The sequence below is a fragment of the Roseibium sp. genome (genome assembly GCF_025698965.1).
Taxonomy (GTDB): domain Bacteria; phylum Pseudomonadota; class Alphaproteobacteria; order Rhizobiales; family Stappiaceae; genus Roseibium.
Map to the genome: position 1 here is coordinate 1 of NZ_JAILWL010000213.1, position 10,794 is coordinate 10,794.

10 protein-coding genes are annotated in these 10,794 nt (G+C 55.7%); 9 read left to right on the forward strand and 1 reads right to left on the reverse strand.

Translation table 11 applies throughout. The features are described from left to right. The 9 genes from K5905_RS17395 to K5905_RS17435 all read left to right on the forward strand — a co-directional run. Positions 1–243: CoA transferase (locus tag K5905_RS17395; RefSeq protein WP_297586118.1), on the forward strand; the 243-nt coding region annotated here is incomplete at its 5' end. A 1-nt stretch (position 244) separates the two neighbouring features. Beyond that, positions 245–838 (forward strand): NUDIX domain-containing protein, encoded by a 594-nt coding sequence (locus tag K5905_RS17400; RefSeq protein WP_297586122.1) that lies wholly within the window; start codon positions 245–247, stop codon positions 836–838. A gap of 102 nt (positions 839–940) precedes the next feature. Next, positions 941–2,818, forward strand: coding sequence for an adenylate/guanylate cyclase domain-containing protein (locus tag K5905_RS17405; protein WP_297586124.1), 1,878 nt, complete (start codon positions 941–943; stop codon positions 2,816–2,818). Between the two features lie 180 nt (positions 2,819–2,998). Continuing rightward, positions 2,999–4,885: an ABC transporter ATP-binding protein gene (locus tag K5905_RS17410; RefSeq protein ID WP_297586126.1), complete on the forward strand. Its 1,887-nt coding sequence runs from the start codon at positions 2,999–3,001 to the stop codon at positions 4,883–4,885. Then, positions 4,882–6,768: an ABC transporter substrate-binding protein gene (locus K5905_RS17415; RefSeq protein ID WP_297586128.1), complete on the forward strand. Its 1,887-nt coding sequence runs from the start codon at positions 4,882–4,884 to the stop codon at positions 6,766–6,768. The genes K5905_RS17410 and K5905_RS17415 overlap by 4 nt, the downstream gene beginning before the upstream one ends. 35 nt (positions 6,769–6,803) lie before the next feature. Continuing rightward, positions 6,804–7,466, forward strand: a complete 663-nt coding sequence (locus K5905_RS17420) for an O-methyltransferase (RefSeq protein WP_297586130.1) — start codon at positions 6,804–6,806, stop codon at positions 7,464–7,466. 77 nt (positions 7,467–7,543) lie between these two features. Continuing rightward, positions 7,544–8,569 (forward strand): ABC transporter permease, encoded by a 1,026-nt coding sequence (locus K5905_RS17425; protein WP_297586131.1) that lies wholly within the window; start codon positions 7,544–7,546, stop codon positions 8,567–8,569. A gap of 2 nt (positions 8,570–8,571) precedes the next feature. Continuing rightward, positions 8,572–9,744: an ABC transporter permease gene (locus K5905_RS17430; RefSeq protein ID WP_297586137.1), complete on the forward strand. Its 1,173-nt coding sequence runs from the start codon at positions 8,572–8,574 to the stop codon at positions 9,742–9,744. Positions 9,745–9,809: 65 nt separating this feature from the next. Next, entirely contained in the window at positions 9,810–10,403 is a 594-nt protein-coding gene (locus tag K5905_RS17435) for a trans-aconitate 2-methyltransferase (RefSeq protein WP_297586134.1), read from the forward strand. 87 nt (positions 10,404–10,490) lie between these two features. On the opposite strand, the gene K5905_RS17440 is transcribed toward K5905_RS17435, so the two are convergent. Continuing rightward, the coding region (locus K5905_RS17440; RefSeq protein WP_367186980.1) for a DUF1330 domain-containing protein at positions 10,491–10,794 on the reverse strand (304 nt) is incomplete at its 5' end.

The following is a 10,794-nucleotide window of genomic DNA, read 5'->3' on the forward strand; positions in this document are numbered from 1 at the left end:
GTTCCTGCCGGTCCGATCAACTCGGTGGAGGATGTTTTCAACGATCGTCATGTGCAGCACCGGGAGCTCAAGGTGGAATTGCCTGCAAGCGGTGTTGCTGGTGGCAAGGTTGCCTCCGTACGCACACCGATCAAGTTCACGAATGCAGAGCTCGTTCTTGACCGGGCGGCTCCAGCACTGGGCGAGCACACAGATGAAATAATGTCGGAGCTCGGTCGAGACACAGGACGCAAGGCAGATTGAATTGGACGAACCGGATTATCTGAAAATCGTAGGCTCGGATGTGCTGGCGGACGATTGGGGAACGTTGACCCGGTACCAAATCCAATACCGGCGCAAGGACGGAACGTGGCAAGAGCAGACCCGTGAGGCCTACGACCGTGGGAACGGAGTTACCTGTCTTCTGCATGACCCTGAAACGGAGTGCGTTTTGCTGACAAGGCAGTTTCGATTGCCGGTCTGGGTGAATGGTCGAAACCCGATGTTGATCGAAGCACCCGCCGGCCTGCTCGAAGGCGCATGTCCTGAAGACAGAATGCGCGAGGAACTGATTGAGGAAACCGGGTTTGAAATCTCCAGGCTCGAGCACCTCTTCGACCTTCACATGAGCCCGGGATCTGTTACGGAACACCTTTCTTTTTTTGTCGGCACTTACCATCTGAAAGACAAGGTGTCAGAAGGTGGTGGCAAGGAAAGCGAGGGAGAAGACATTGAGGTGTTGCATGTCCCCTTGCCGGATGCCCTGAAGATGATCCGGTCAGGTGAAATCAGCGATTCAAAAACGGTCATTCTTCTTCAGGAATTGGCGTTGCGCAAAGCAGGCCTTTTGGACGGTTAAAGAGTTGGTCGAGCTTTTCCGGTTACAATTGATCTGATCGCCTTAATTTGACGCCAACTCTTTGGCAGGTAATCTGTCCGGAGCAACAGAGGATCACACCGGATGAAAAGGTGGAAACGCACCGGCCGGCGCATGATGCTGCCCCTGACAACCATCGTCGGGCTGGGCTTTGGCGCGTTTGTTGCGATTGCAATCGGTCTGGTTCTGGGGCTATCCGTTTCTGCAAATTTCAGCAATACGTTTTCGCTTCTCAATGACAAGACTATTCTGACCACCCAGTCGCTGGAAACGCAGCTGCGGACGCATTTCACTTCCGTTGAGAATGCCGTGGTCGGGCTAAAGCCTTATTTTGACGACGGCACAATCGGGTTCGATCATCCGGACAAAACACTGGAAGACATGTCGATTGCGCTGAAGTCCAACAAGGACATCACGACACTTGCTCTGACCGATCCCAAGGGAAGGCGGCTGGGCATATACCGGGCTCCCAATGGAAAGCTGTGGCGCATCGAAACCGACGCCCCCCCACCTGGCATGAATGCCAACGCGATACCCAAGCTTGAACCTGACAGTCCGCCGACCTGGGGCGGGCTGGTGCGACATGAAGTTGGTGTCTTTGCAAATGTGTCCGTGCCGCTTGTTCGGGATGGCAATCTCATTGGCACCTTGACCGCCGCCAGTTCGATGGAGGAGCTGACTCATGTCGTTTCCGAACAGGACGAGGGTATCGACAACACGGTCTTCATTCTTGCCGACGACGGACAGGTCGTAATGCACTCGGATACCGATCTGCTGCAGACCGGAGGAAGCATCAGGGGTAATTTGCCGAGTTCGTGGAAAACACTCGGAGATCCGGTGCTCGCGGCGATGGACGAAGAAGAGCCACTGGAAGAGTTCAAAAAGGCCGCGGATCTCGGCGTTGATGTCTCCTATGTTGTCGCCAGCGGTGAGGAATACATCCTGATGAAAGCCAGGGTCGAAGGTTTCAGCGACAGGCCATGGACAATCGGGCAGTATTTCCTGAGTACGACGGTTTCAAGAGAAGTCAGGCGGCTTGCCGGCTCCATGTTCGTCGGTCTGGGTGCTTTGATCATATCGGTGCTGATCGCGTTCTGGCTCGGTCGGCGTGTTGCGCGTCCCTTGCGGAACCTGGCTGTACAATCTCGCAGGGTCGGGAGCTTGTCGTTGAACGAGGTTGAGCCGTTGCCCCGCAGCCGGGTGGCCGAAATCGACCAGGTCGCTCTGGCCTTCAATTCCATGGTCGAAGGCCTCAAGGCAATGAACACGTATGTGCCGAGGTCGTTGTTCACGAAGCTGATGCGCCTGGGTGGCAGCGGGGCCGCGGAGGCCAGGGAAGCCGAACTGACAATCCTGTTTACGGATATTGTTGGCTTCACCGCGCTTTCGGAGCATTTGAGCGCGGAGGAGACGGCACGGCTCCTAAACGATCATTTTGCCATACTGGTTGAGGCCGTCGAAGTGGAGGGAGGGACGGTCGACAAGTTCCTCGGGGACGGCATGTTGGCGTTCTGGGGCGCTCCCGACGAGCGGCCAGATCATGCCGAGGCCGCCGTCAGAACCGCGCGCCGGATAGCAGAAGCGCTGCATGAGGACAATCTTGTGGCCGAGGCTGAAGGACGGCCTCAAATGTCGATGCGTATCGGCATACATACTGGTACCGCGGTTGTTGGAAATGTCGGGGCGCTTGACCGGTGGAACTACACGGTGGTCGGCGACACGGTAAATGCAGCAGAACGGTTGCAGACACTCGGCAAGGAAGCGGACGGAGACCCGGAAGTCACCATTCTTGCAAGCGCTGCAACAGTGGCCAAACTCACAGGCGAGCAGCATCTGCGTCCTGTCGGGAAACACCACCTGCGCGGACGGCGGGAAGCCATGGAAGTTTTCTGGTTGGATCCGTTTCCCGTTGCAGGGCATATGGATGATGCGGGTGACGTACCTGTATCAGCCGCGGAATAGCCACGATATTTTGCGAACCATTGAAGCAAATGCGGAAATTGTTTTCGATGTGATTTAGATCACAGATGCTTGCTGTCGATTTCTGCATTGCTATCGCTTGGCGAATTTGATTGTCTTTCTGTTGCAATAAGGGCTTAGTAAGGCTCACACAGACAATCCGTTTCGGGGAGGAAACGCGCGGTGAACGTTCTCTCGATTGAGGGACTGACGGTAGATTTTGATACAGCTGAAGGCCGTGTCCGGGCGGTTGACGATGTTTCCTTCGTCGTTCCCGAAAACCGGACGGTCGCGCTTGTGGGTGAATCCGGGTCGGGCAAAACAGTTATTTCCCAAACAATAATGGGTCTATTACCCCATGCGGCGTCCATCACCTCAGGAAAGGTGATTCTGGCCGATCCGTCCGGAGCAGAGCCACCGGTCGATATCGCCACGTTGGAGCGAAAAGGGCCGCAGATGCGACATCTGCGCGGTAACCGTGTCGCGATTATTTTTCAGGAACCCATGACCTCCCTGTCGCCGTTGCACACCATTGGCGACCAGATTGGTGAAGCGGCCCTTTTGCATCGCAATGTTTCGCGCGCAGAAGTTCGGGAACTGACGCAGGAAATGTTGCGTCTGGTCCATTTTCCCGACCCGAAAAGGGCGCTGGACACCTATCCGTTCGAGCTCTCTGGCGGCTTGCGTCAAAGAGCCATGATCGCGATGGCCATGATCTGCCACCCCGCGCTCTTGATTGCCGATGAGCCGACAACTGCGCTGGATGTGACGATCCAGGCCGAAATCCTGAAACTGATCCGTGAAGTGCAGTCCGAACTGCATATGTCGGTGCTGATGATTACCCATGATTTCGGGGTGGTCGCCAACATGGCAGATGAGATTGCCGTGATCTATCATGGCCGGATTATGGAAAAGGGGACTGCGCAGCAACTTTTTGCGGATCCGAAACACGATTATCTCAAGGCGCTTTTGCACGCGGTACCGAGTTTCCACATGGACAGGGACGAGCGGCTGGTTCCGATCCGGCCGATCCAGTTGAAGCCGGAAGACCTGACCAGCAATCGGCCACATTGCGACGTTGCTCCGGGTGAACCGCTTGTCGAGATGCGCGATGTCACCAAGCGTTTCACATTGCGCAAAGGGTCGTTCCTCGGAACAAGATCCAAGACCATGACGGCTCTGGACTGCATCAATCTGACCATTCGCCGTGGAGAATGCCTGGGACTGGTCGGTGAATCGGGTTCGGGAAAAACAACGGCCGCCAAAGCCATTTTAAGGGCAATCCACGTTGAAGGAGGGGAGATCCTCTACAATCGCGGAGAAGGGCTGGAAGACATCGCCAACCTGAAAGGGGCGGCACTTATGGATTATCGACGCCGGGTGCAGTTGATTTTCCAGGATCCGTTCTCATCGCTCAATCCTCGCATGACCATCAATGACACTTTGATGGAGCCGCTGGAAGTTCACAGTATCGGTACCCCGAAAGAGCGGGCCGAACGGGCACGAAACCTGATGAGCCTGGTGGGCCTGGATCCGCGTTACCTGCGTCGGTATCCGCATTCCTTTTCCGGCGGACAGCGGCAGAGGATCGGAATTGCCAGGGCTCTTGCGCTCAATCCTGAATTCATTCTTTGCGACGAACCGACATCAGCGCTTGATGTTTCGGTGCAGGCCCAGATCCTCAACCTGCTTCAGGATCTCAAGCGAGACCTGAACCTGACTTATCTCTTCGTCAGTCATAACCTGGCGGTGGTCGACTACATTGCCGACCGGATCGCCGTTATGTGCCGTGGCCGGCTGGTGGAACTTGGAGAGACACGTACGGTCGTCGGAAACCCGCTTCATCCTTACACAAAAGCGCTGTTGTCCGCGGTGCCGGAACCGGACCTGTCAGCGCCATTGGATTTTGCCGCTCTTGATGCCAACAGAGCATCGGAGCCGCAACTCTGGCCGGAACCTTTTAGACTTGCGGACGGCATGGAACCGTCGCTGGTCGAAATGGAACCGGATCACTTTGTCTGTGCACCCGGCCTAAAGAATGCCGGGGCACTGAAGGGGACAGCAGCATGAAGATTATCAACTCACTCAGGGTCGGACTGTTTTTAACAGCGACCATGTTGGCGGGGCCATTGGCCGCGCTTGAACTCAAGGAAACACCGGATCTTGATCCGTCCTTGCCACCGGTAGCCGAACGGGTGCCGACGGAACCGCTTGTCGTCGACCTTGAGGCCAAGGGACGGAAAATCGGTGAGCAGGGCGGGTCTTTGGATACACTCATCGGGCGTGCCAAGGATGTGCGCCTGATCAACGTCTGGGGCTACGCGCGGCTCGTTGGTTACAACGAACAGCTGGAACTGGTGCCCGATATTCTGGAAAGCGTGGAAGTCGAAGACGGCCGTATCTTCACGCTCAACACGCGTGAAGGCCACAAATGGTCCGACGGCCATCCGTTTGGCGCTGAAGATATCCGGTACTATTTTGAGGATGTTGTCAGCAACGAGAAGCTGACCCCTTCCGGCCTGCCGCCTTTTCTCGAGGTAAATGGCAAAGGTCCGAAGTTTGAAGTTCTGGACGAAACCACGGTCCGCTTTACCTGGGATGAACCAAACCCGCTGTTCCTGCCTGAACTTGCAAAGTCCAGGCCTCCATTCATCTACCGACCGGCACATTATCTGAAACAGTTCCACGAAAAATACGGTGATCCGGATTTTATCGCCAAAGAGGCGGCAGAGGTGAAGGCGCGCAACTGGGCTCCGCTGCACGCCAAGAAAGATGATATGTACAATGCTCGCAACGTCGACTTGCCGTCGTTGCAGCCCTGGATCCGCAAGCGCGATGACAGCGATCTCCGGTTCATTCTCGAGCGCAATCCCTATTATCACCGGGTCGACAGCGCCGGTCAGCAGCTTCCGTATATCGACGAAATTGTCATGACGGTGGCCGACGGCAAATTGATCCCTGCCAAGGCACAGGCGGGTGAAAGCAACCTGCAGGCCCGCAATCTCAGCTTTTCCGACATCACCGTTCTGAAGAAGGGGGAAAAGCAAAACGACTACGTAACAGCGCTCTGGTCGAACACCAAGGGGTCTGAAATCTCGATCCTGCCGAACCTGACCGTGAAGGACCCGGTGTGGCGTGAACTCTTCCGTGACACCCGCTTCCGGCATGCGCTGTCATTGGGAATTGATCGAAATCTTCTGAACCGGGTCCTGTTCTTCGGGTTGGGAACGCCGGGCAACGACACGGTTCTGGCAGCAAGTCCGCTATACAAGGCCGAATACACCAGCGAATGGGCCCAGTACGATCCAGAGCAGGCAAATGCGCTTCTGGACGAGATCGGCCTGACAGAACGCGATGATGAAGGCATCAGACTGCTGCCGGACGGGCGACCGCTCGAGATCATCGTTGAAACGGCGGGCGAAGCCCAGGTTCAGGAAGACGCACTGGAACTCGTTACGGAGATGTGGCGTGAACTCGGTATCAAGCTGTTCGCCAAGCCGAGCCAGCGTGACAACCTGCGCGAGCGTGCAATTACCGGTCAGCTGTTGATGTCCATCTGGTGGGGATTGGAAAATGGCATTCCGACGTCCGAGATGCCACCGGAAGATCTGGCACCCGTTCGTGGCGACATACTCTCCTGGCACGCCTGGGGCGACTACTACGAAACTGATGGTGAAGGCGGCGAAAAACCCGACTGGGCGCCGGCTGAGCGTCTGATGGAACTCTATAAGTCCTGGTTGGTTTCAAAAACGCCGGAAGAACGGACGAAAATCTGGGACGAGATGCTGAAAATCCATGCCGATGAAACCATGCGTATCGGACTGGTCTCGGGGGTTCGCCAACCCGTGGTCGTAAAGGAGGTTGAAAACGTGCCTCTGGAAGGAATTTACGGCTGGGATCCTGGCGCACATTTTGGCATTCATCGTATGGATGAATTCTACATGGCGGATTAATGTACCCGGTGGGGCGGGTACAACCAGGAGAAGGTATGGCTGACCGGTTGGAGATAACCTCGGACCTGATCGAATATGTTTGCCAGCATGGCACCCGGGAAACTGTCCCATTGGAAAAACTAAGGCGGTACACGCAGAGCCTTCCCGAAGCGGAAATGCGTGTGCCGCAGGAACAAGGGCAACTTCTTCATTTCCTGATCAAGACCCTGAATGCGAAGAAGGTTATGGAGCTGGGTGTTTTTACCGGCTACAGCACACTTTGGATGGCCTCGGCTTTGCCCGAAGACGGCAGGCTGATCGCCATCGACAAACGCAAGGACTGGAAAGACCTGGCGGAATCCCACTGGGAGGAAGCAGGCGTCCGCAGCAGAATCGATTTCAGGGTCGGTCGTGCCGAGCGGACGATGCAAGACTTGTTGGCGGCTGGCGAGGAGGGGACTTACGATCTGGTCTTTATCGACGCCGACAAAAAAAGTTACACCACCTATTACGAGCTTGCGCTGCGGTTGCTGCGGACTGGCGGTATCATGGTGTTTGACAATATGCTGCGTCTCGGGGATGTGATCGATCCCGCTGTAAGTGACCCGGCTGTGGACGATATCCGCCTGCTCAACAGGCGGTTAAATGAAGATGACCGGGTGATAATTTCGATGTTGCCGTTTTCGGACGGTCTGACTCTCGTTTTAAAAACGACATAATGTAAAACGGAAGTCGGCTATTGATCAGGGCGTAAGAACCCGTATTACGGCAAGAATAGGGGCTGAGGGGAGTTTAGGTGCTCTATTATATACTACGTCGGATATTGGCGATGATCCCAACCTTGTTGGTGATCAGTTTATTGACGTTTTTCATCATCGAACTACCGACTGGTGATTACATCACCAATCAGATCGCAGCTCTGAAAGCGGTCGGCGAAGAATCTTCCATCGGCAAACTTGAATTCCTGCGCAAGGAGTTCTCGCTCGACCGTCCGTTCTTAGAACGTTACCTGATTTGGGTTGGCCTGTGGCCCGGCCCTCACGGGCTTGACGGTTTGTTGCAGGGAAATTGGGGTTGGTCCTTTGAATTCGACAAGCCGGTTGAAGAGGTTATCGGACCGACCCTGCCTCTGACCGTGGTTCTCAACTTCGCAACAATTCTGTTCGTCTATGTCGTTTCCTTCCCGATCGGGATCTACTCCGCGACACGGCAATATTCCTGGGGAGACTACGGTTTTACCTTCCTGGGGTATATCGGACTTGCGACACCAAACTTCCTGCTCGCGCTGATCCTGCTGTATTTTTTCAATCGCTGGTTCGGTCTGTCCGTGGGCGGTCTGATGGCGCCGGAATACATCGATCAACCCTGGAGTTTCGACAAGGCGATGTCGGTGCTGGCTCACCTGATTGTCCCGACCATTGTGATCGGAACCTCCGGCACGGCGGCGATGATCAGGAGGCTCAGGGCCAACCTGCTGGATGAATTGCACAAGCAATATGTCACCACGGGCAGGGCAAAGGGGCTCAAGGAAAACCAGCTTCTGATCAAGTACCCGCTGCGTATGGCGATCAATCCGTTTATCGCCGACATTGGCAACCTGATCCCATCAATGGTTTCCGGTTCGGTGATTGTGTCGGTCGTGATGAGCCTGCCAACGGTCGGGCCAGTACTGTTGTCGGCGCTTCAGTCTCAGGACCAGTTTCTGTCCGGCTTCATTCTGCTCTTTGTCGCTGTCCTCACACTGATCGGAATGTTGATCTCGGATCTGCTGCTGGCCGTTCTTGATCCACGTATCCGGCTCGGCGGGAGGGCGTCGTCGTGAGCATGGACGTGAAGCAAACGCCCGCGCGCAAGGTCGAACATTACGTCGATCCGACGCCATTCAATCCGGCAGTCGCAGAGGAGATGACACCCGAGCAGGAACGGTTCTACCAGGCCTCTCAGTGGAAGATAATGTGGTGGAAGTTCAAGCGCCACAAGATCGCCGTCTGGTCGGGCGTTATTCTGATCCTGTTCTATCTCTGTGTGCCTTTTGCCGAGCAAATCGCACCCTATACGGCAAACCAGCGCGACAGTCTGCATCTTTACGCGCCGCCTCAGCAGGTGCATTTTTTCCACGAGGGCAGGTTTGTCGGTCCGTTTGTCTATGGCATGACCTCCGAGATCGACATGGATACCCTGCAATGGGTGTTCAAGGATGATCCGAACAACGTCCAGAGAATTCGCTTCTTGTGTCGGGGAGCCGATTACAAATTCTGGGGCATGTTCACCTCCAATGTTCACCTTTTCTGTCCGGCCAAGGGAGGAACCTTGTTCCTGCTTGGAACGGACCGGTTGGGCCGCGATCAGTTCTCAGGACTTGTTTATGGCGCTCGTCTGTCGCTGACGGTGGGGCTGGTCGGTGTGACCATTTCTATTGTGCTCGGCCTCTTCTTCGGCGGGATTGCCGGATATTTCGGTGGCATTCTCGACAGCATGATCCAGCGGATGATCGAAATCCTCAGGTCCTTGCCCGAACTGCCGCTCTGGATGGCGTTGTCGGCAGCCTTGCCGGTCACATGGAGCCCGGTCTGGATCTATTTTGGACTGACGATCATCCTGGGGCTGCTCGATTGGCCGGGACTGGCACGCGCGGTACGGTCCAAGCTGTTGTCGCTGCGTGAGGAAGAATACGCAAAAGCAGCGGTTCTGATGGGAGCGAAACCCGGACGCGTGATCGGCCGGCACCTCTTGCCCGGTTTCACCAGTCATATCATTGCTTCGGCGACCCTTTCGATCCCGTCCATGATCCTGGGTGAAACGGCGCTTTCCTACCTCAACCTCGGTCTGCGCCGACCGTCAGTCTCATGGGGCGTTCTTTTGAATGAAGCGCAGAACATTTCCGTGGTGACGGTTTATCCCTGGCTGATGGCGCCAGTGATCCCGATTATTATCGTGGTCCTGGCTTTTAATTTCCTGGGGGATGGTTTACGCGACGCCGCCGATCCATATAAGTGATGAAATCTAGTTCTGAATTGTTCCGGCGGGCCGTCTCGGCCCGTCTTTGCTGTTAGGAAATCACCATGTCGAAAAATGCCACCACCGCTGCAGGCTGGGATGAAGAATATGAAGCCGGCCGCTGGAACTTTCTGCGCTCGCTGCCCGAAAGCGGCCGCTACGGCATCATCGGCATGTGGCTGTCCCTGACAAACTCCATGGACGAAGTGCTGGATATCGGTTGTGGCGAAGGTTTGCTGTACGAGCGTCTCCAGCCGATGGGGGTCAAACGTTATGTCGGGATGGATCTGTCCCCGGCGTCTCTTGAAATCGCCGATGTGGACCCGTTCGTCGCCGCGCTGCGGGCAGGCGACATGCACACATTCGAACCGAAACCCGGTGAAGCTTTCTCGGCGATCGTATTCAATGAAGTTCTGCACTTCGCTGACGATCCGGCAACTCTGGTCAGCCGCTATGTGCCTTTCTTGAAGAAAAACGGTGTCATCGCGCTGTCCATGTATTCGCCGAAACGACCTGAGTCGGGGGCCAACAGGTTGATCAACAGTCTGTGGCAGGCAACGGATGACGAGAGCAAGTGGGAAGTCCTCGACGACTATCGGCTCGTATCCGACAAGAAAGGCGTCACCTGGCGCATGCGTCTGGTCAAGCCGGTAAGGTAATCCCGAGCACAAATCCCAAAAAGTTTGCCCCTCCTGAAACATGTCTTAAGCCCAGTTTCGGGAGGGGAACGAAGCTGCGAACGCAGCTTATGCCGGCAACACCACGATCGTCGACTTGCCACCGGTATTCCGCAGGGCGTGAATGTCTGCGAGATCAGGGTCTTCCCGCCAGGCCTTTGCAGCCTCGACAGTCGGGAACGACAGCAATGCGGTGATGTCGGGAACGTCGGTTGCCGCTTCCAAAATTATCGGCTCGGGATCTGCGGACACGACGCTTCCCCCATGTTTCGCAAGCGCGTCTGCCGCCTTCTCGCGGTAGGCCCCCAGTGCGTCCTTGTTGGTAATGGTAATCATTGCAATGGCTTGAACAGGCATCTTGAATCTCCTACTG